The organism is Terriglobus roseus DSM 18391 (assembly GCF_000265425.1).
Taxonomy (GTDB): Bacteria; Acidobacteriota; Terriglobia; order Terriglobales; family Acidobacteriaceae; genus Terriglobus; species Terriglobus roseus.
This window is the reverse complement of sequence record NC_018014.1, coordinates 2,484,121-2,503,178: the sequence shown is the minus strand read 5'-3', so window position 1 is coordinate 2,503,178 and position 19,058 is coordinate 2,484,121. Positions and strand designations below refer to the sequence as shown.

Below are 19,058 nucleotides of genomic sequence, written 5' to 3'. Positions count from 1 at the left end.
GCATCACTGGGTCGAACGGGAAGGCCCCGGCTTGCTATACTTCGTTGGTTGCGGGCAGTCTTTGCTGTCAGCTTAGAACCAAAGAAAGTGCGGGGTTTCAGTCGATGTCAGGCCACTCAAAATGGGCAACCATCAAGCATAAGAAGGGCGCTGCGGACGCCAAGCGCGGCAAGGTGTTCACGCGCCTGATCAAGGAAATTACGGTTGCAGCCAAGCAGGGCGGCGGCGACCCGGACGGCAATCCGCGCCTTCGCACGGCCATTCTGGCCGCCAAGGCCGAGAATATGCCGGCAGACAACATCAAGCGCGCGATTCAGCGAGGCACGGGCGAACTGGAAGGCCTGAGCTACGAAGAGATCACGTATGAGGGCTACGGTCCTGGCGGCGTCGCGGTGATCATCGAAGTGCTGACGGACAACCGCAATCGCGCGGTCAGCGAGATTCGCCATGCCTTCAGCAAGAATGGCGGCAACCTGGGTGAGTCGGGTTCGGTGGGTTACATCTTCACGAAGAAGGGCGTTATCGTCGTTCCGAAGGAAGGTGCGGACGAGGACAAGATCACCGAGATCGTGCTGGATGCGGGCGCAGACGACCTGAGTGAAGAAGGCGATCACTGGGAGATCTACACCACGCCGAAGGACTTCGAGGCCGTTCGGGATGCCGTGACCAAGGCTGGCTTCAAGCCGGAACATGCTGAGATCACGATGGTGCCGTCGACGTACCAGAAGCTGGAAGGTTCGCAGGCCAATGCGATGATGCGTCTGCTGGAGGTGCTGGAAGACCTGGATGATACGCAGAATCTTTACAGCAACTTCGATATGGACGAGTCGCAGGTTCCCGCATAATCGCAGGGAACAGGTTGCAGGAAACAGCAGGCCGCCGGGCTTCGGCGGCTTTGCTTTGCAGGAAGAGCGAGGGCGGATGCGGAAGTTGTTTGGGGTAGCGACTGCGATGTTTGCGATGGTCACTGGCGCTCAAGGCCATGCGCAGATGATGCCGCAGGAGGCGCCAGTACAGGCAGTCACAAGCGGTACGCCGTGGGAGTATGGTGTCCTGTTCCAGGGCGGCAAAGGCTTCACTCAGAATCGCGACGGCTTCAAGTTCTTCATGGCCGGTGCGCACGTGGGCAAGGTGCTGACGCCTGTTTACGGCAAGGGCGTCCTGCGTGGCAATTTTGAGTACGCAGGTGAGATCTTCCCGTACTGGCAGTCGAACACGCCGAAGTTTCAGCGTTACAACTGCGTCGCGACGCCGAATCCGATTGTGCTGGACTGCGCGGGGCCCTATACGGTTGGCGGCACGTATCACGGTGTGTCGATTACGCCGATCATCCTGCGGTGGAACTTCACGCATGGCAAGCGCATCATGCCGTGGGTGCAGGCCGCTGGTGGCGTGCTCTGGACGAACCATAAGTATCCCGCGTACGGTCAGGGGGAAGTAAACCTGGTGAACTCTGGTCCGGGATCGGGCGCGAGCGTTTGGAACTTCACGCCGCAGGGTGGCATTGGCGTGCATTATTTTGTGAAGCCGAAGCAGTCGCTGGATCTGGGTGCGAATGGCATCCATATCTCGTCGGCTAGCCTGGGCGATCGTAATCCAGGCGTGAACGCAAGTGTTCAGTTTTCGCTTGGGTATAGCTGGTGGAAGTAACGCAAGACGGACTGTGATGTTGCTGTGATGGCTGAACCTATTGTCGAGTGCGTCCCCAACTTTTCAGAGGGACGAGATGAACGTGTTGTTCGCGAGATTGTGCGGGCGATGCGGGTGTACGGGGTCAGTCTGCTGGACTGGTCTATGGACCCCGCGCATAACCGAAGCGTGGTGACGGTAGCAGGCGCGCCCGATGCCGTGGCCGAGGCGGCGATTCGTGCGGTGGGCCGGGCCGCGCAGTTAATCGACCTTACCGGCCAGCATGGTGTGCATCCGCGCATTGGCGCTGCGGACGTGGTGCCATTTGTGCCGGTTTCGAATTACTCGCTGGGACAGTGTGCCGTGCTGGCGCACCATGCCGGGATTGAGATCTGGAAGCGTTTTGGCGTGCCTGTTTACTTTTATGAGGCGGCTGCGCGCCGGCCGGATCGCATACGGCTGGAGGATGTTCGTCGAGGCCAGTTTGAAGGGCTGCAGCGGGATGTTCGGTCGGACTCAGGTCGGCACCCGGATGTCGGATCGACGGAACTGCACCCGACTGCTGGTGCGAGCGCGGTGGGTGCGCGGCAGTTCCTGATTGCTTACAACATCTATCTGGAGAAGGGCGATCTGCACGCGGCGCGCGCGATTGCGAAGGATCTGCGCGCTTCCAATGGCGGGATGTTCGGTGTGAAGGCGATGGGCGTGCTCGTGGATGGGCGGGCGCAGGTCAGCATGAACATCACGGACTTCCGCACGACGCCTGTTGCTGATGTGCATGCATCGGTCTGCCGCCTGGCACGTTTGCATGGTGCAGATGTGGGGGATGGCGAGGTGATTGGCCTGGTGCCGAAGGCTGCATGCCTCTCGCAGACGGGCGATGGCCTACCACTTTGGTTGCAGCAGGTGCCTGAATTTCAGCCAGAAGACAAGATTTTGGAGCACCGACTTGAATCGCCGATGAATTGGCCTGACGATTCAGTCGCCGCAGACGTCTAAAATCGCAGTGAGTAAGTTTCGGAGGCAAGATAGTGATGAAGATTGCAGCACGTGCGGTTCTGTTGGGTGTGGTTGGTCTGCTGGCGGTTGGCGGCGCGCGGGCGTCGCAGTTGAGCAGTGACGCCAAGGCCGCAATCCCGAAGGACGTGCAGCAGTTGATCGTGGTGGACTATCGCGCGATGCAGGGTTCGTCTGCAGCGATGAACCTGAAGGCACGCATCATGCCGCCGGAACTCACACGTCTTGAGACCGCCTTGCGCAACAGCGGTATGAAGGTCGATCGCGACGCCGATACGTTGGCCTTTGCTGCCTTCCGCACCGGGCAGCAGGTACATACGGTTGGCATCGCACAGGGACAGTTCAACACTGCTTCGATCCTTGGCACGTTTGCCAAGAACAAGACGAAGCCGCTGGTGCTGCGCAACTACAATATCTACCCGATGGGTGCTGCGGGCATGAGCGTTGTGTTTCTGAACCAGACGACGATGATCTTTGGTGATGCTTCAGCGGTCCGTGCGGGGCTGGATTCGCGGGATGGCATCACGGAGAACATGTTGCAGAACGGCGACATGATGAACGAGATGAATGTTGTGGATTCACGTGCCATCTGGAGCCTGCTGGATCAGAAGGGAACGCAGACGATGATGCGTTCCGTGTTAGGCGAGGCGGCGGCGCTGACGGACTATGACAGCGTAAAGAACCGGATGAGAAGTTCCCGCTATACTCTTGACTTTGCGAACGGCATCCACTTCAACATGGCTGTCGTCATGAGCGACACGATGACTGCTGCGACTGCTGCAGCGCTGATGAAGGGCGTTGTCCTGATGAAGCAAGTGCAGGGCAGCACGATGGAGAAGACTGCGATGACTGAGACGCAGGTGGACTCGAGCGCGGGTACGCTTCAGGTGTCTTATGCGTCAAGCGAGGGCCAGTTCTCGGATCTGTTGAACTCGCCGCTGTTTCAGCAAGTCGTCAAGTAGACAGGTCTTCAGGAAGGGCCGGACGCGTATGCGTCCGGCCCTTTCCTGTTTCCGGGAATCGAGTCGCTTCTGGGGGCGTCGAAAGCCATCGCAGGCGGATGAACACTCTGCGACCCAACACCTAGCGGCGATCCGACTAGCCTTCAGGCGTGGAGCTGCGTTGAGGCTGTTTCGTCGCGCCGGCCCGCTACAAAGGTGTGTCTAGGCTCTAGGGGTGGTACAGGCAGCCATGATGCGTGCGACCGTTCGCTCGCGCACTTCATCGGTCAGGTCGTAGACCTGATGGTCACGATAGACACGGATGGTCTTTCGGGTAGTGTCGACGAGAATCTCGCAGTGGTGGCATTCGCACAGGTGCGACTGGATCTCCTCCAGGAGCTGAGGCTCGACGTCGCCGTCGAAGTAATCGGTCATCTGCGCAAGAAACTCGGTGCAGGTCACGGCTTGATGCTCCCGTCCTTACGCTTCATGTAGCGGCTCAGCCTTTCGCGAAGCTGGAGCCGTGCACGAAGCAATCTTGACTTTACAGCCGGCACACTCAGACCAAGTGCTGTTGCCGTCTCTTCGGTCGACAGGTTTTCGATGTCTCGAAGTGTGAAAACGGTGCGAAATCCTGGCGACAAGCCTGCAATTGTCTTCTGCAGGATCTCTCCCAGCTCGGAAGTACCGTACTGCTGCTCAGGGTCGGGTGTCCAATCGGCGAAATCGCGAGGGATCGAACCCTCTTCAGTCTGAACATCCTGATCCATAGAGACGGTGCGACTGGTTTTGCGCTTGCGCAGGCGCATCAGGCTCTCATTGACCGCGATGCGGGTGAGCCAAGTGGAGAACTTGCTGTTGCCCTGGAACTGATCCAGCTTGCCGTACGCCTTCATGAAGACGTCCTGAGTGATGTCTTCGGCGTCTTCGCGATTCTGGGTGATGTGCTGGGCGACGCGAAAGATCTGGCGGTCATACTGGCGCACCAGTTTTTCGAAGGCGGCTGTGTCGCCGTGGCGCGCAGCGTCTACCAACGCTACGTCGGGGTGGACCTCTTCTACTCCGGGCTGTTCGACGACGGGTGGCATCTGCTAGTTGCAGTGTACTTCCGGCGGTGAGGGAGAGCAACGCCATCTGCTGCATTCCGTGGACATTGGTTGCGACGGAGGGCGATGTGAGACGTCGTAATCAAGTGTGGTTCGCGGAAATCTGCCCTGAACAGTGCGAAGGGCGTTTCTGCATCCTAGAGTGGAGACGTGAAGCACATCCTTTACCCCGTATCTGTTCTGGCCGTATCGGCGTTGTTGCTGCCGCTGGCGACGCTGGCTGCTCCCCAGAAACATACCGCGGCGAAGAAGCCTGCTGCGCGCGCGACGGCAGCTCATGGCAAGGTTGCCACAGCCTCGCGTGGGGCATCGGCTGCTCGTGCATCGGGTGGGGGACGGCACGCAGCTGCTCCATCACGCTCGGCTTCGGCAAGGTCAGCTTCAACTCGGTCCACCTCAGTCCGAAGCAGGGGAGGCAAGGCTGCACCGGCTGCCTTGCGTGGTGGACCGCACGCTCGCACGACTCAGGTTGAGTCGGTTCCGACGGCACAGAGTCGTAGCTTGAGTTCGGCGTTCACGGCGTCGTCTACGCTGCGGCCGATGGCACAGCAGCTTGCATCTTCACGGTCTGCGGCGGCATTTGCAGGTGTTGAGAACTATGCGGCGGCCCATCCTGGTGAGGGCGCTGCTGCCGCTTACCTTTCGATGGGACACGCTTATGCGGCGGATCGTCGTTATGGCGAAGCGGTTAACGCGTACCGCTCTGCTGCGGCGCAGGGTACGGCCTTGCGCGATTACGCGGAATACCTGGGTGCACAGGCTGCGCTGAACAATCACGACACGTCCACGGCCGCGAATCTGCTGAACAACTTCGCGCAGAAGTATCCCGGTAGCATCTTCATTCCGAGCGCGCCTGTGACCCTGGCGAACGCGTATCTTGTGGCGAACGATGCAACGGGCGCCCTGCGATCACTGGCGACACTGATGGGCCAGTCCAAGGCGCAGAGCGCCGACTACCTGTTTGCGGAGGCCCGGGCGCACCAGATGGCGGGCGATACGAACGCGGCTGCGGCGATCTATCGACAGATTTATGTTCGCCTGCCGTTTTCACCGGAGGCCGCGCAGTCCCGTACAGCATTGCAGGCGATGAACGCCGGCCCGACTGCCGGTGAGCGGAAGCTGCATGCCGATGCGCTGTTTAACGCAAAGCGTTATGCGGATGCAGGGTCCGAGTACGACTCCATTCAGAAGAACGACAGCACGCTGTCGCAGGCGGACCGTGATGCACTGGCGATCTATGCTGCCGTTTGCGATCTGCGGTTGAAACGCCTTTCGCGTCATGATGCAGAGCGGCTGCCGGATACGGGCGATGATAGTGCCGCACTGAAGCTTTATATGCTCGCGGAGATTTCGCGGACAGAGGGCGACCAGGCCGGACACACCGCCATCCTGACGCAGATGGAGCAGCGGTTTCCGCACAGCCGCTGGCTTGAAGAAGCTTTGTACTCCGGCGGCAATATGTACCTGCTGAAACGGAACTCCACGCAGGCAATCGAGCACTATTCGAAATTGTTCGAACTGTTCCCAAACAGCACGTATGCGCCGTCAGCGCACTGGCGTTCCGCCTGGCTGAACTATCGGCTGCGTAACTACGCGGAAGCCGCGCGGCTGATGGAAGAGCAGGTGGTGAAGTATCCCATGAGCCAGGAGGCGCCAAACGCGCTCTACTGGCGGGGACGTTTGTACGAAGACCCTGAGCGTAACTTTTCGCAGGCGGCGAATTTTTATACGGCACTTTCGAATACCTATCGCAATTACTACTATGCGAACCTGGCGCGTCAGCGATTGAAGCTGATGGGGCCGCAGGCAGCGGTAGAACCGGCTGTAGCGCTGTCGAGTGTACGCACACCTCCCGCGCCGACGCTGGTGGCTGCACTGCCGGAGAACGATCCGCACCTGATCAAGGCCCGCCTGCTGGCCAACGCTGCGTTGAACGAGTTTATTGCGCCGGAGATCCAGGCGAGCGGCACGGCGTCTCAGTGGGGATCGCTGGCAGAGGCGGAGATCTGGACGAGCTTTGGCGAGAATGTTCGCGCACTTCAGGCGGTGAAGCGCGGCGGCAGTGGCCTGTACACGCTGCCCGTCAGTGAGGTTCCGACACAATACTGGCAACTGCTGTTTCCGAGGCCCTACTGGAGCGATCTGACTGCGAGTGCGCAGGCCCAGGGGCTGGACCCCTACCTGGTAGCGTCGCTGATCCGGCAGGAGAGTGAATTTAACCCCGGTGCTATTTCGCGTGCGAATGCGATGGGTCTGATGCAGTTGCTGCCGGCTGTGGGGAAACAGCAAGCGAAGCGGATTGGGATGGGGAAATTTGCGCCGGCGCAGTTGTTGAATCCGTCCATCAATCTGCGGCTGGGCACGGCAAACCTTCGGCAGGTGTTGGACCGATTCAATGGCACGCCGGAGTATGCGCTGGCGGCCTACAACGCAGGCGATGTGCCGATCCGGAACTGGATGGGCGAGAACAACTACAAGGATCTGCCTGAGTTTGTGGAGTCCATTCCGTACACAGAGACTCGCGAATACGTGCAAAGCATCCTGCGCAATCGCGAGATGTATCGGCAGCTTTACGGCGGCAGCTAGCTGGGTTCCTGAAGTGATTGGTGCCCGGGGCCGGACTCGAACCGGCACGACCGTTAAGGTCTGCGGATTTTAAGTCCGCTGTGTCTGCCATTTCACCACCCGGGCGTAGTTCAAGTTTATCTGCATTTTGCATGAAGGTCGGGCCTGATCGTTGTTTGCGATCAGGCCCGATGCTTCTGTGCGATTTGCGAGGATTTGCTTTACGGGATGAGCTGCGCCTCCCGGAGGCGGGTGAAGAGGTCGAAGAAGCTGTCGTCCGTGGCCTGATAGTCGAGGAAGCCCATCTTGCGGCTCTTGCTCATATCGGTCATGACTTCGATCGGCCGGCCAAGGTCGGCGTCGGTGTGCCATGGAGAAATCAGCGTATCTAACTTGGGCTCGTTCAGCTGGTACTTCGCTGCTATCTCGGACCAAATGGGTGCCGCGTTGGCGAGTTGAGCTTCGAGGGGAGTGATCTGGTCAGGGAAAGGGGCGGCTTCGATACCGAACCAGTCGGCGATGCGCTGCCACATCCAGCTCCAACGGAAGACGTCTCCGTTGACGACGTTAAAGGCCTGGTCGCGTGCGGCAGGCGTTGTTCCTGCCCATGACAGCTGGCGCGCAAGCAGGCGGGCGTCTGTCATGTCGGTCAGGCCATTCCACTGCGCGGCAGATCCTGGGAAGATAAACGGGCGTCCGGTTTCGCGGCAGATGGAGGCGTAGGCAGCGAGGGTTACGCCCATGTTCATGGCGTTGCCGACTGCGTAGCCGATGATTGTGTGCGGGCGATGGACGCTCCAGCCGAAGCCTTGCCGCTTCGCTGCTGCAAAGACCTCGTCCTCCTGCGCATAGTAGAAATTCTCGATGTCCAGGCGGCCCTGTTCTTCGCGGAACGGCGTCGCGGGAAGCTTTCCTTTGCCATACGCTTCAAACGGTCCAAGGTAGTGTTTCAGGCCGGTGACGAGACCGACGTGCTCTACGGAGTTGGACTTCGAAACCGCTTCGAGAAGGTTGCGGACCATGGTGCTGTTTACGCGGATGTTCTCGGCTTCAGTCGGCTGACGCATCCACGTGGTGGTGTAAACGTGGGTGGGTTTGATGTCTTTGAGCGCCGTTGCGAGTGCGGAGGGGTCGAGTAGATCAGCAGGGACGGCATGGATGCCTACGGAGCTAACCGCCTTACGCGCCAGACCGTAGACCGCCCAGTCCTGATCCGCAAGGTGGGTTGCGAGATTGAGGCCAACGATACCGGTCGAGCCTACTACGAGAGCCGTTTTCTGAGCCAATGAAACTCCTTCTCACGCCCGTTGTTTTGGGACGATACACAGTGATTGGATGTTCCAGGCGGTCGAACGAATCAGGTAAGCGGCGGGTCAATGTCCGACGTTGCGGTCTCTGACGAAGGGCCGGAAAGCGCTGGACTGTGCAGCGCTTTCGGTCGCGGTTGCCACGTGTAAAGCCAAGTATTTCTGCACGTCAGCCTACGGCAGATTTGGCGTCCATTGACCGCAGCGTTCGATTTCTTCTGCGATGTGTATGCCGAGCCGGCGATAGCTTTCGAAAGTCTCCTCATCGAACCACTGATTGGCCGTTGAGTCGTTAGGGAAAGCTGCATTGCCAAGTCGCTGCTTCAGGAGGTCGCCCGACTCGCCCGGCAGGTTGGTGATGGCGCCGGAGTTTGCTTTTTTGAATTGCGGGGTCTGCCCGGTGAGCGAGGCTTTGATGTAAAGGATGCGACCGGTTATCGGGGCTTCGTCGTCCATGCGTTCGGGATATCTCACGGTTCCAGATACAAAGTGACATTTGCTGACGGGATATCCGAGCTGTGGATCCATCTGCGGCCGTAGGTTTCCTAAGTTGAGGTCGATCTCGACGCCGAAGTCGATGCGGCAACGCTGGATCGCATTTCCTATACCTCCGAAGGTGAAGGCATGATCCTCCTCTGCGTCGCAGACGACGACGAAGCGGCAGCGCCTTCGTATGAGTTCATAAAGACCCATGTTTTCAAAGTGACCACCGTCGGTGAGATAGACGAAGTCTGATGAGTCCGTCACGGAGCCTCGTAACTCATTGATGAGAGATCCTGCAGGGAAACGTGGCGACGGTGTTTCGTCCGCATCAAACAACTGCGTCGAAGAGCACGCCTGCCCAGCGTATTTCGATGTGCGGGGATTGCGTAACCACCAGCCCAGGCGAACGTTAAACATGGTCATCAAGAAGGCAGTGGCAGGGCTGGTGTGGTAACCCCAGTTCGGGCTGACTGCGGCGCCGGAGATCGCTACTGCAGTCGCCATGTTGATGCCGCCATTGGGGTAGGCGAATGTACGGGTTGGGACGTAGCCGTTGTAGCTGAGGACATGTTTTTTTATGCCAGTTGTCCAACCTACGTGGTAGCCGGAATAGAGCGGCGTGAATATGAAGGATGCCGCCTTTCTTTGCTGCCAGGCTAGATCTTCCCCGAAGGTCAAGTTCAAGGTTGAGCAGAAGATTGGAAACGGTCCTTTGTACTTATCGACACGAAAGGTGGAGAGCACGGTGTCCTTTGTGTCTCCTTCGTCAAACCCGGTCAAAGGGTCTGGCTTACGTTTCCGATTTGTCGCTCCGAGATAACAACGAGTCAGCCGGTTGCGGTAGAAGGTGTGCATTGAGAATTCGTTGATGTCGACTCGCCAACCGAACAAGCAAAAGACGGAAAGAAGTCCGCCGATAACGAGACAAGGATAGAGGTGGGGGTGAGTAAGTGAGAGGCTAAGCGCTTTGTCGACGGCCCATGCGAGCAGGAGCATCAGCCCTGTGACGAAGACATAAGGGCCTACGACTGCGAGAAGGTTGAGCGCCTTTACGCTGCTGCTGGTCCCGGTGGTTTCTCCCTGTGTCTTGGGGCTCTTGGCCGCTAAGACGCTGCCAAAGGTCGTCAGAACCCATCCGATCAACGCCGACGGACGACCGTGGGGCGTGCTATCCCAGATCGCCAAGAGCAGAGGTCTAGTGAGGAGGGATGCTCCGAACCACGCAGCCCATGTCACACCGATGATGAAGCTCCATGCACGGATGCTGGCGAGCCACTCCCTAAGCCAGTCTGCGAAGTCCCTGCCGATGAGGCCGGCGAGAAGTACCTGTGAGAAAAATGGCACGCTTAGAAAGAGTGGAGGGCCGGCAACGAGGATGAGGCGCCACGGATCAAAGCCGTGGCCATAGAGGTGAAACTTTGCGGCGAGAAGTGGTAGTCCGGAGAAGACTGCCCAGGTCATCAGGAGAAACCACGCTGTGGCCCCTGCCGCGGCGACTGCAGACAGGCTGAGGATGAGGCCGCCAATGACCTGGATTTTCACCCACAACCGGCGTAGACCACTGTTCGACTCATCGAAAGCGTTCAGTGTTTCGAATGCCTGCTGTGCGCCGCCTGCGTGAACAACGGTCGCGTTTGCGACGAAAAGCAGAAGGAAGACCACGTAGGAAAGTGCAAACTTGGATTGTTCCCAGGCTCGGTCGTTGTTTAGGAAACCTGTTACGCACAGGCTTGAGAGCAACAGGAACGCAACTATCGCCTGGGCTGCTCCCTGGCCGCCTTCCGCCGATCCGCTTTCTCCATCGCCGCCCTCGGCTGGTCCGCTTTCTTCCTGGCAGTCAGCATGATTCCGTGCACGCTTCAGCCAGAACGCTGTCGTCGCGACACCGATCGCAAACAGGATGATTGCGCCGAGGGCGAGTAACGTTCCGCTGTGGCATAGTGGGGTGACTACGCCTCTTATGTACTTCCACCACACAGATAGCTTGAAGTTGAACTTATCGGACCGGGACGTCAATGTGCAGAGAGGCTGCCATACGTGGCGAAAGGGGAGATCCATGGTCTCTAACAATGTTGATCGTGAAGCGTCGTGGGACTGGGGATGCCGGGTTGAATTCCGCGATGTAAAGAAGTGCGGTACAAGTACCAACAGCAGGAGGCTTGAGATAAGAACCAGTTGGTTCAGGAACGTATTTCTGAGCCAGATTGCGAAGACGACCCAGGTGTCCTGTTTGAAGAATCCCTTGTCCGGGGTGAGATAACTGGAGTAACGCCGGAGCCATGTCAGGGCGGCCGGATGGAGAGGGTCGCAGTGGGGCGCGGGTAGCGGAATTAGATGGTGAATTACTTGTTTGAAGTCAGTCTCACGCTTGATCCATGCTGCAAACCACTGATGAATGTACCCCCCGCCAGATACGGTCGAAAGGTAATCAAAATTTTCAAGGATTGATTTTCCGTTAATGACTTGTGCTGCCATGCCCTGCAGAAGACCGAGATTGAAGGTGGCGCTCCGGATGCCACCGCCGGAGAAACAGAGGCCAGCGACGCGGTTTTGATGCATCCACTGATAGGGGGCGGACTTCGCGTCGATGTCATCTTGCTTTGGGCCATCTTGCTTTGGGGCATCTGCGGCAGCTCGGCGTTTTTGATCTCGTCGATCTCTTTCTCCACGAGCCAACGGCTTGGTGTGTAGTTCACCAGTAGAGAGACACGCGATTGCAGTTCCGGACGTTTTGCAAGGCAGTGGGCAAGTTCAAGGATCGGAGCCAAGCCGGATCCGGATCTGGATCTTGTCTTGCACCTCTCCAAGTCACGCTGAGCCGCACGGTTGAGTTCCTTTTGCTCTTTGAGGGGGAACTTCAAAATTGTCTCGGCGAGGCGATAGATGTAGTCGTTCGCAGCGGGCGTACCGGGGGGTGTCCCTGTTGGAGGTGGATTGCTCTCGCGCACCGATGCGTTTGCCTCGGGATGGACCAATGAGGACTGTGGTTGGGTTTCTTGAGACTTTCTACTCCAGAATGATTTGAACATTGCGCCTCCCTTGATCCTGAATCGCTTTCCGCTAGGGCACTGTGTAGAGCAATGTGACTGCTGTATTGTCGGCGTGCATCTTCGAGAGCGTGAATGTCAGCACGGTCCCGTGAGGTACGTCCGTGTTGACGATATTCAGAGTGAATGCCCGCGAGGTGTCGCTGTTGGCGTCATTTTCGACGGCGAAATTTGCAGCAAGCTGGTTTGCATCGGAGCCCTGGACTGAGAGCAACGTGACGCCTGTGAGGCCTGTGCCTTTGATCGAGCCGCTGACCTTTCCGCCCTTGGCCCAGTTGGCGCTGTCGAAGCTAAGGGCGGGATCGGGGAGGGTGTAGATGTAAGGGGTGCTGGTGGTGGTCGTGTTGTCCTGCGCGGTTTTGGAGACGACAAAGCTTAGCTTCGCGCCGGATGCCAGGTCTGATGAGCCAACGGTGGCCTTATAGGTCATGATGGAATCAGTGGATGCCGGATCAATGGTGATGGCGCTGAATGGAGAGGTTGTGGTGCCACCTGGACCGGGGCTTGTCACGGAAAGCGCTGCGCCCGACAAGAAGGTTCCCATTAGAGAGCCTGTCAATGTCTTTGAGGCTTTCCAGTCATCGGCCAGAGTTCCTGCGTTCAGGTTTACCGATGAGATCGTCGCTGGGACGGAGGCTGCGTCGATGGTCATCACGCCGCCCACGACTAACCGAATTGTGTTCAAGCTGACCCTGTTCAGCATGTCGACGGCGTAGCAAAAAGCGGGTGGTTCGCCCGGCTGGCCGCAAGGATTCAGGTTTTTACTTTCCGGAGATTTCTTTTTCAGTTCTGCATAATGCCGTTCATACTCCATCACGGAATTGAACATAGCGCACCGCACGGAGGGCTTTTCTTTATCCCCGGTCACGCAGGCGACCGGCTCGAAGATGCCCAACTCCTCCAGTTGTTTCATGAGCAGGCCAGGGCCTTTTTTTCTGTCTTTCTCAAGTAAAAGTTCGGCGGGGTTAAAGAATGCTGCCGGTGCTTGTTTGTATATTTTCTGAAGACTGGGCGTGAGGAATCTGTCCAAGGGAAAGAATGCCACCACGATGTCCGCCGACTTGGCGGCGATGACATGATTTGTCCGGAAACCGATGTCATTCAAGAGGTTTAGTTGGGTCTGAGAGTTATCCGGCCAGATAGCACCTATGGCAGGAACTACGTAACTGCTGAAAGCTGTCACGCTGGGTGAGAAGAGGTCGCTTGCCGTGGAGTAGGCGAGGCCGCCAGCAGTGGCGCCAACGGCTGTGGCGATGTGGATGGCCCAGTTTCGGGCGCTCCACAGTTGTGCGTCCTGGAAGTCGGTGCGTACCGTGCGCACTTCAGCACTGGCTACCTGTGATGGGTTGGTCTGTGCTTGCCAGGCCGTCGTCTCCACGCGCGCTTTGTCGGTCATGCCAGCAAAGATGCCGCTAAAGAGCCACTTACTGTAATCGAGAAAGACGCTGTGCAGGATTACACTCTGCCTGGGGTCTCGATTGGATACGATGAGTGAGACTGCCGCGTACTTATCCGCCAGTTCTCTGCCAAAGGTGCGTTTGGTGACGCTGTAGGGAAGCAGCACGGCTTCGACGCTGACCGACGATGCCAGATCGCTTACCGTGGTTACGGAAATTCCGGCCTCATTCACCTTCTTTAGCCTGCCTGCCAATTCTCCCTGCGCTTCATTGGCTGTGTCGACCACCTTCGCGGAAAGGGGCAGCGCAGTAACGAGAGCCAACGTCAGGATGAGCGAAACTACAACCCCTGGTTTCTTCATGAGGATGCTCCGAAAAGCGAAGTTGGCGACAGTGAAACGAGCTGCAGTGTGCAACGACTTAACCAATGTCTGCAAAGAGCTATGCACTTTATGAAAGGACTCCGCGGCGGTGCCGCCCAATCGACGTGGGAGATAGCCTCAATAACTTCACGTGGCACGTGCGCTACCAAAGAGATTTCATGGATTTCAAGTCTAGTAACTTCAACACCCAGCTTTGAGGAGAAGAGCCCAACGTGGGAATAGCCGCGGATTGACAGCATCTTTTGATCGAGGCGCAGCAGATGCGTGACTCTATCTGTCGGGCAGGGGGTCTCTGTCCGGGAGGATTCCATTGGCCTTCGGTCGGCCGGATAGCACAAAACCTATATAGTGGGAAACCTGCCCAAACCGCGCCGGTGATTCGTCGGTCTTGGTCGGCGACTGAGCGTCCGGTTACTCATCTCGTTCAACGAGATCGACAGCTGACGAAGGGAAGTGACGTTGAGCTCGCGCAGCGCGCATGCGGATCCTTCCGACGGAAAGGTCGTCGGGAATCTGGAGGGGACTATGTCGCTCAGGAGGTAATCGGGCCGAGAGGGCGTTCCGACGGGTGTGTCGAAACTTCAACCATTGGCGTTTGCCGACGCGCGCTGCCGTATTTTGAGATGGGTGGTGGAGGCGGGGAGAATCGAACTCCCGTCCGAAGAAACCAACGACAGAGAGCTTTCATGCTTTTTCCTGGTTCATTTTTGTCTCGTCACCGGAACTTAGAACGGACGAAGATGCGCCGGCGACCAGTCTGATCGATCTCGTCATTGCCGTACAGACGGAACAGCTTTGACCAGCCTACTGTGCGACGATCGGTACAGGCCCATAGGCGAAGCTTGAGCGATCGGCTACTTAACTAATTAAGCAGCAAGAGCGAACTGAGGTTCGGCACTTATAGTTTTGGGCGCGATTACGGGTGTACCCACCCCGGCATGCCTCTCTGCCACAAGCAACCCCGTCGAAACCATGACGCCCCCACTTGGTGGAGCAGCTTCGAGCGTTGCATAACTGCAGCGCTGTCAAAGAACTACATACAGTATAGGTCCTTGTGAAGGCCACCACAACAGCGTGTTGCGCCGGCTTGTAGGAGTGTCTGCGTTCGCGCGTGGCTGAGCGGGCCGGTTATACTTCGCCGGTGCCGCGATTGCGGCGTTGGAAGGCGGGAACTGTGACAATGAAACACGCGATTGCGCTGCTGGCGCTGGGATTGGTTGGAATGAGCTTAGAAGCACAGGTAACCAAGGCTGCCTTCGGGACGACGAAGGACGGCAAAGCAGTGGACATCTACACGCTGAAAGACGCCAGCCTGGAAGTGAAGATCATCACCTACGGCGCTCGAATCCAGAGCGTGCTGGCTCCCGACAGCCACGGCAAGGTGGGGAACGTCGTGCTGGGCGCGGCCAATCTTGACGGGTACGTCAACGATGGTGGAACGTACTTTGGCGCCGTGGTTGGTCGCTACGGGAATCGCATTGCGAAGGGCCAGTTCACGATCGATGGCAAGACCTTCCACGTGCCGATCAACAACAATGGCCAGTCGCTGCATGGCGGGACCGACGGCTTCTCGGCGCGTGTGTGGACGGCAAAGGTGATCCCCGAGGGTGTGGAGATGACGCTGGTATCGCCCGATGGAGACCAGGGCTATCCCGGTGAGCTGACCGCTCACGTGCGCTATACGTTGAAGGGCCATGCGTTGCAGATCGCTTACAGCGCCACGACGACGAAGGCGACGGTCCTGAACCTGACGAACCACTCCTACTTCAACCTGGGCGGTGAGGGGAATGGGACGATCGTGAATCACAAGGTCCAGATCGATGCTGACCGCTACACGCCGGTCGATTCGGTTTTGATCCCGACGGGCGATCTGCCGCCGGTTGCCGGTACGCCGTTTGATTTCCGCACGCCGCACACCATTGGCGAGCGCGTCGACACGAAGAACGACCAGCTGAAGCTGGGTGGCGGTTACGACCATAACTGGGTTCTGAACGGCAAGTCGGGCGTTCTGCGCACGGCAGCCGTTGTCTCGGAGCCGACGTCGGGCCGCACGCTGACGGTGTCGACCACGGAGCCGGGCGTCCAGTTCTATACGGGCAATTCGATGAAGGACGGCGTGAACACCGGCACGGGCGGTGCGAAGTACGTCCGTCGCGGTGGCTTCTGCCTGGAGACGCAGCACTTCCCGGATTCGCCGAATCATCCGGCGTTCCCGAGCACGCTGCTCAAGCCGGGGCAGACCTTCCATTCGATGACGGTCTTCACCTTCGGCGTTACGAAGTAACCGCGTTCAGGAGCGCTTCGTCTTTCCGGCGAAGCGCTCCAGAGCATCCTTTGGTATGGTCTGTTTCACCTTGAGCACGGCCTGCCAGGGGTCTCTCGCCAGCCTATGCTGCCATGTTGCGAAGTCTTTGACGGTGTAGCGCGGGCGTTCGCTGCCGGCGAGTTCTTCCCACTCCAGCGGCACGCTTACTGGTAGTCCTGTGCGGGCTCGCATGCTGTAGGGTGCCACGGCGGTGGCGCCACGTTCATTGCGCAGATAGTCCAGATAGATCTTGCCGGTGCGTGCGGCCTTCGACATTTTTGACAAGTAGAGTTCAGGACGGGCGGTTTCCATTGCCTGCACGAGGCCGTGCGTCCAAGCCTTGATGATCGAGAAGTCGTGCTCTGGTGTGACGGGAAAACATACGTGCAGGCCCTTGCCGCCTGTGATCTTGAGGAAGCTTTTCAGCTTCATGGCGTCGAGCAGGCTGCGCACTTCCAGCGCGGCTTCGCAGACGGTGGACCAGGGCAAGCTCTCGTCGGGGTCGAGGTCGATGATGATGCGGTCGGGCTCCTCGAGGTGGTCGTTGTGCGAGCCCCACGGGTGGATCTCAAGAACAGACATCTGCGCCAGCCCGGCGAGTGCTTCCGCGTCGTTCAGCGTGATGTAGGGCTCGGGTGCGCCGCCTTTCTTGTCCGCGACCATCACGGAGCCGACGCCTTTTGGCAGCATGTGATTGACGTGCTTCTGGTAGAAGCATTGGTTCGAAGAGCCTTCTGGGCAGCGGACGAGGCTGAGTGGACGGTCGGCGATGTGTGGGAGCATCTGCGGTGCGACGGCCCATAGGAACTCTGCGAGTTGCTGCTTGGTGATGCCGCTCTCGGGATCGACTATTTTGTCGGGGTGAGTCAGGCGGATTGCCGGCATTGGCGTGGTGGCTGCAGCTGCATTCTTCTGAGCGCTAGTAGGCTTCGCGTCCTTCTTTGCGTTGATGCTGACCACTTTGTTTGCCTTGGCCTTGTGGACGACTTCAGTGGACGCGCTGGGCTCGGGATCGGCTTTTGTGCTGGCTGCGACAGGCTTGTATTTTGCGGAGGGTGGGCCGATCTCGCGGCGTACTTCGTCTGCTGGCTTGTCTTCGCGCAGGCCTTGATACGACGCCTGTCGGACCTGCTGGTCCCCGGTCCACGTGGAGAAGCGCACCTGTACGACGAGTTCGGGCTTGACCCAGTGGGCACCGCGGCGGCCTTCTGCGCTGATGGCGGTGAAGGGCATCGTCTTCTGCTCGAGGGCGTCGAGTTTGTCGCGGAGCATCTTGTGGATCTTCTGCGTGAAGCCGGTGCCGGTGCGGCCGGCGTAGATCAGCTTGCCTGCATCGTCGTAGTAGCCGAGTAAGAGGGAACCGATGCCGCGTGTGCCGTTGGAAAGGTCAACCCATCCGCCGACGACGAACTCCTGCTCATGCACGCACTTTGACTTGACCCACTGTGCGCTTCGGCCTGGAGTGTAGGCGCCGTCCGCGCGTTTCGAGATGATGCCTTCGGCGTGCAGTTCGCAGGCAGCGTGAAAGATCCTGGTGCCATCGCCGATCATGTCTTCGCTCATGCGGACATCGCCGTCCTCGGTGACTAAGCTATGCAAGAGGGCTTTGCGTTCGCGCAGCGGCAGGGCGCGTGTTGTGTCCGTTGAGGTGCAGCAGGTCGAAGACGAAGAAGGTGAGTGGGTGCTTCTCGTTCTTCTCAAAGGAGGCCTGCAGGCGCGCGAAGCTTGAGAGGCCTTTGTCATCGAGAACGCATACTTCACCGTCGAGGATGGCATCCTCCACTGCGAGTTGTTTAACCGCTTCAGCGATGGGCTTCATTCGGTGCGTCCAGTCGAGGCCGCTGCGTGTGTAGAGTTCCACGTTGTTACCGTGTTTGCGTGCCTGCACCCGGTAGCCGTCGAGTTTGAGTTCGTGCACCCATTCGTCGCCCGCGGGCGGTGCGGTTGTCTCTCCTGCGAGCTGTGGCTTCAAGAAGTCTGGCAGCTTCTCTTGCGGCAGCTTTTCGATTTGTGCGGGAACTACTGGAGGAGACTTTGCCTGTTTCGGTGATGCCTTACTTGTGGTCTTAGCGGAGGGCTTCGCTGCAGGCTTGCTGGCTGCTTTGTCGCTGGTCGAGGCCGCGTCGGCATCACGTGCACGATCCCGGTACCAGGCAGGGCCCTCGCCGGCGGTCTCCTTGCTGTTCCACACGTGCGTGCTGGCTGTGGCGATCTCTTCGAGTGTGCGGCCGGTGACGGCTGAGTTGGGCATCTCTTCCGTGATGCAGGGATCGTCGGGGCCGCGCTCGAAGTCGTCGTGCTCCTTGATCAGCAGCCAGTTGGGCTTGCCTTCCTGCGCGGCCTTGCCGCCCATGCGGACGAGGGTCCAGTTGCCGTGCATCTTGGTGCCGTTGATGCCGAACTTGAGTGAGCCTTTGCGCAGACCCTCATCCACGTCGACGTGCGGCTCCCAAGTTCCCTGGTCCCACACCATGACGGTGCCCCCACCGTATTGGCCGCGAGGGATGATGCCTTCGAAGCCGCCGTACTCCATGGGATGGTCTTCTACCTGCACGGCCAGTCGCCGGTCATGCACGTTGTAGCTGGGACCCTTGGCGACTGCCCAGCTCTTCAGGACGCCGTTCCAACCCAGGCGGAAGTCGTAGTGGAGGCGCGTTGCTGCGTGCTTCTGTATGACAAAGGGAAGCGCTTCGGGCTTCTTCGATTTTGTCCCGCCGCTTGGCTCTGCTGTGACCTTAAAGTCGCGCATGGAGCGATAGCGTGCGAGTTGTTCATCGACAGCGTCGCCTGCGCTGGATGCTGCGGAAGTCGAGGCCTTCTTTGCCTTTGCCATGGGAGTTTATGATGCGCCGCTGCACAGAAAAAGCAAGGTGCGACC

At 58.7% G+C, this 19,058-nt stretch carries 14 protein-coding genes, 1 tRNA gene and 1 other RNA gene; 6 read left to right on the top strand and 10 right to left on the bottom strand.

Going from position 1 to position 19,058, the window contains the following annotated elements:
• Nucleotides 1-104: 104 nt before the first annotated feature.
• The 4 genes from TERRO_RS10375 (at nucleotide 105) to TERRO_RS10360 (ending at nucleotide 3,608) form a co-directional block, all read left to right on the top strand.
• Entirely contained in the window at nucleotides 105-845 is a 741-nt protein-coding gene (locus TERRO_RS10375) for a YebC/PmpR family DNA-binding transcriptional regulator (protein ID WP_014785951.1), read from the top strand.
• 76 nt (nucleotides 846-921) lie between these two features.
• Nucleotides 922-1,650, top strand: coding sequence for an acyloxyacyl hydrolase (locus TERRO_RS10370; RefSeq protein ID WP_014785950.1), 729 nt, complete (start codon nucleotides 922-924; stop codon nucleotides 1,648-1,650).
• A gap of 27 nt (nucleotides 1,651-1,677) precedes the next feature.
• Nucleotides 1,678-2,628, top strand: coding sequence for a glutamate formimidoyltransferase (ftcD, locus tag TERRO_RS10365; protein WP_014785949.1), 951 nt, complete (start codon nucleotides 1,678-1,680; stop codon nucleotides 2,626-2,628).
• A gap of 35 nt (nucleotides 2,629-2,663) precedes the next feature.
• Nucleotides 2,664-3,608 carry a hypothetical protein gene (locus TERRO_RS10360; RefSeq protein WP_014785948.1) on the top strand — a complete coding sequence of 315 codons (945 nt, stop codon included), beginning with the start codon at nucleotides 2,664-2,666 and terminating at the stop codon, nucleotides 3,606-3,608.
• Nucleotides 3,609-3,809: 201 nt separating this feature from the next.
• On the opposite strand, the gene TERRO_RS10355 is transcribed toward TERRO_RS10360, so the two are convergent.
• Together TERRO_RS10355 and TERRO_RS10350 are read right to left on the bottom strand one after the other, a co-directional pair.
• Nucleotides 3,810-4,049, bottom strand: a complete 240-nt coding sequence (locus tag TERRO_RS10355) for an anti-sigma factor family protein (RefSeq protein ID WP_014785947.1) — start codon at nucleotides 4,047-4,049, stop codon at nucleotides 3,810-3,812.
• A complete protein-coding gene (locus TERRO_RS10350; protein WP_014785946.1) occupies nucleotides 4,046-4,675 on the bottom strand; it encodes an RNA polymerase sigma factor in 630 nt (209 codons plus the stop codon). Before TERRO_RS10350 ends, TERRO_RS10355 begins: the two co-directional genes overlap by 4 nt.
• Before the next feature lie 558 nt (nucleotides 4,676-5,233).
• Between TERRO_RS10350 and TERRO_RS10345 the strand changes: the two genes are divergently transcribed.
• Nucleotides 5,234-7,279 carry a lytic transglycosylase domain-containing protein gene (locus tag TERRO_RS10345; RefSeq protein ID WP_086011967.1) on the top strand — a complete coding sequence of 682 codons (2,046 nt, stop codon included), beginning with the start codon at nucleotides 5,234-5,236 and terminating at the stop codon, nucleotides 7,277-7,279.
• A gap of 18 nt (nucleotides 7,280-7,297) precedes the next feature.
• Here the strand turns inward: TERRO_RS10345 and TERRO_RS10340 are convergent.
• From TERRO_RS10340 to ssrA, 6 genes are all read right to left on the bottom strand, one after another.
• Nucleotides 7,298-7,384 (bottom strand) — tRNA-Leu (locus tag TERRO_RS10340).
• 95 nt (nucleotides 7,385-7,479) lie between these two features.
• On the bottom strand, nucleotides 7,480-8,544 hold the full coding sequence (locus tag TERRO_RS10335) for an SDR family oxidoreductase (RefSeq protein ID WP_014785944.1): 1,065 nt from the start codon (nucleotides 8,542-8,544) through the stop codon (nucleotides 7,480-7,482).
• 195 nt (nucleotides 8,545-8,739) lie between these two features.
• Nucleotides 8,740-11,064: an acyltransferase gene (locus TERRO_RS22035; RefSeq protein WP_169315299.1), complete on the bottom strand. Its 2,325-nt coding sequence runs from the start codon at nucleotides 11,062-11,064 to the stop codon at nucleotides 8,740-8,742.
• 326 nt (nucleotides 11,065-11,390) lie between these two features.
• A complete protein-coding gene (locus tag TERRO_RS23405) occupies nucleotides 11,391-12,077 on the bottom strand; it encodes a hypothetical protein (protein WP_169315298.1) in 687 nt (228 codons plus the stop codon).
• Between the two features lie 31 nt (nucleotides 12,078-12,108).
• Nucleotides 12,109-13,854, bottom strand: a complete 1,746-nt coding sequence (locus tag TERRO_RS10325; protein WP_014785942.1) for a hypothetical protein — start codon at nucleotides 13,852-13,854, stop codon at nucleotides 12,109-12,111.
• 649 nt (nucleotides 13,855-14,503) lie between these two features.
• Nucleotides 14,504-14,858: a transfer-messenger RNA gene (ssrA, locus tag TERRO_RS22660) on the bottom strand.
• A gap of 197 nt (nucleotides 14,859-15,055) precedes the next feature.
• On the opposite strand from ssrA, the gene TERRO_RS10320 reads away from it, so the two are divergent.
• Nucleotides 15,056-16,159 carry an aldose epimerase family protein gene (locus TERRO_RS10320; protein ID WP_014785941.1) on the top strand — a complete coding sequence of 368 codons (1,104 nt, stop codon included), beginning with the start codon at nucleotides 15,056-15,058 and terminating at the stop codon, nucleotides 16,157-16,159.
• 6 nt (nucleotides 16,160-16,165) lie between these two features.
• Here TERRO_RS10320 and ligD read toward each other — a convergent pair whose 3' ends face one another.
• Nucleotides 16,166-17,779, bottom strand: coding sequence for a DNA ligase D (gene ligD, locus TERRO_RS23635; RefSeq protein WP_245536268.1), 1,614 nt, complete (start codon nucleotides 17,777-17,779; stop codon nucleotides 16,166-16,168).
• Nucleotides 17,772-19,013: a DNA polymerase ligase N-terminal domain-containing protein gene (locus tag TERRO_RS23630; RefSeq protein WP_245536267.1), complete on the bottom strand. Its 1,242-nt coding sequence runs from the start codon at nucleotides 19,011-19,013 to the stop codon at nucleotides 17,772-17,774. The genes ligD and TERRO_RS23630 overlap by 8 nt, the downstream gene beginning before the upstream one ends.
• Between the last annotated feature and the right edge of the window lie 45 nt (nucleotides 19,014-19,058).

Bases quoted from the DNA above. Each gene is read 5' to 3' on its own strand.
- TERRO_RS10375 (WP_014785951.1), top strand. From the start codon at position 105: ATGTCAGGCCACTCAAAATGGGCAACCATCAAGCATAAGAAGGGCGCT.
- TERRO_RS10345 (WP_086011967.1), top strand. From the start codon at position 5,234: ATGGCACAGCAGCTTGCATCTTCACGGTCTGCGGCGGCATTTGCAGGT.
- TERRO_RS10360 (WP_014785948.1), top strand. From the start codon at position 2,664: ATGAAGATTGCAGCACGTGCGGTTCTGTTGGGTGTGGTTGGTCTGCTG.
- TERRO_RS10325 (WP_014785942.1), bottom strand. From the start codon at position 13,854: ATGAAGAAACCAGGGGTTGTAGTTTCGCTCATCCTGACGTTGGCTCTC.
- TERRO_RS23630 (WP_245536267.1), bottom strand. From the start codon at position 19,013: ATGGCAAAGGCAAAGAAGGCCTCGACTTCCGCAGCATCCAGCGCAGGC.
- TERRO_RS10320 (WP_014785941.1), top strand. From the start codon at position 15,056: ATGAAACACGCGATTGCGCTGCTGGCGCTGGGATTGGTTGGAATGAGC.
- TERRO_RS23405 (WP_169315298.1), bottom strand. From the start codon at position 12,077: ATGTTCAAATCATTCTGGAGTAGAAAGTCTCAAGAAACCCAACCACAG.
- TERRO_RS10350 (WP_014785946.1), bottom strand. From the start codon at position 4,675: ATGCCACCCGTCGTCGAACAGCCCGGAGTAGAAGAGGTCCACCCCGAC.
- TERRO_RS10370 (WP_014785950.1), top strand. From the start codon at position 922: ATGCGGAAGTTGTTTGGGGTAGCGACTGCGATGTTTGCGATGGTCACT.
- ftcD (WP_014785949.1), top strand. From the start codon at position 1,678: ATGGCTGAACCTATTGTCGAGTGCGTCCCCAACTTTTCAGAGGGACGA.